Below are 870 nucleotides of genomic sequence, written 5' to 3' on the forward strand. Positions count from 1 at the left end.
TGTACACGGAAGACGAGATGCATGATGACGTCCAGGATGCCCAGCCTGCCCAGCCGGTGCAGGCTGTGGTCATGTCCACCAAGGATCAGCAGGACCGGATCGCTGACCTGATGCGCCAAGCAGGAGTACACACCACGCCCCAAGCGCGGACGGCATTCAAGGCATTGACCGGCAAGGATTTGAGTCTGCCGGGCCAGCTCACTCATGATGATGCGGCCATGCTTCTGGACGCACCAGACTTGGTGGTGTCCAGGACCAGGGAGGCGCTGCAAGGCAAGACTGATGGTCTTGAGGCTGAGGCTGGTGGTGCCCGATGATGCGGATAAAAGAGATCAAAGGGTTCTTCGGCAAGCATTCTGACGGCACGGTGCAGGTGTATGAGTGCGACCAGTGTGGTGCCAGGACGTATGCGCCCGGCTTGGATGGGTGCCCTTTGTGTGGTGACAGTGGCAAGCTGTCGGACCGGTATGTGACGGCGCTTGACACGGTGGACTCGTATATGCAGGTCAGGGGCAGCCGGGTGCTCGGTGCTGATTGCGGTTGGCCGTCCTTGCAGACCGTGTATGCGGCCGTCGCCCCTGGGACGGTCACGAATGCCCGGTTTGACCTTGACGGCGTGAACATCAATGCGACCAGGGCAGGTATTGGCGGCAATCCGTTCCATGCCGGGTATCGGGAGGTGTTCCTCCGGGCTCTGGACGATATCAACCGGTATGGGACGCAGGCTTTGGCCGAGGAGCTGGTGAGCAGGGTCGTCAAGGATCTGGGGGCGCATCATGCCTCTGAGTGACCTGGCCCTGCTTGGTGCCGGCGTGTGCGGCGCGATCCTGTTCTTCGCGGTTCCTTGGACGCTGGTGGAGCCTCGGCTTG

2 protein-coding genes are annotated in these 870 nt (G+C 61.6%); both read left to right on the plus strand.

Annotation, left to right across the window (positions count from 1 at the left end; all coding sequences use genetic code 11):
- Positions 1 to 317 (plus strand): hypothetical protein (locus J3T93_RS09910; RefSeq protein ID WP_267431550.1); only part of this gene is annotated, 317 nt, incomplete at its 5' end.
- Complete coding sequence (locus J3T93_RS09915) at positions 314 to 790, plus strand: hypothetical protein (RefSeq protein ID WP_267431551.1); 477 nt, start codon at positions 314 to 316, stop codon at positions 788 to 790. The genes J3T93_RS09910 and J3T93_RS09915, both read left to right, overlap by 4 nt.
- The last annotated feature ends 80 nt before the right edge of the window (positions 791 to 870 follow it).

This window comes from Bifidobacterium sp. B4111 (genome assembly GCF_026537235.1).
GTDB lineage: Bacteria > Actinomycetota > Actinomycetes > Actinomycetales > Bifidobacteriaceae > Bombiscardovia.

Bases quoted from the DNA above. Each gene is read 5' to 3' on its own strand.
- J3T93_RS09915 (WP_267431551.1), top strand. From the start codon at position 314: ATGATGCGGATAAAAGAGATCAAAGGGTTCTTCGGCAAGCATTCTGAC.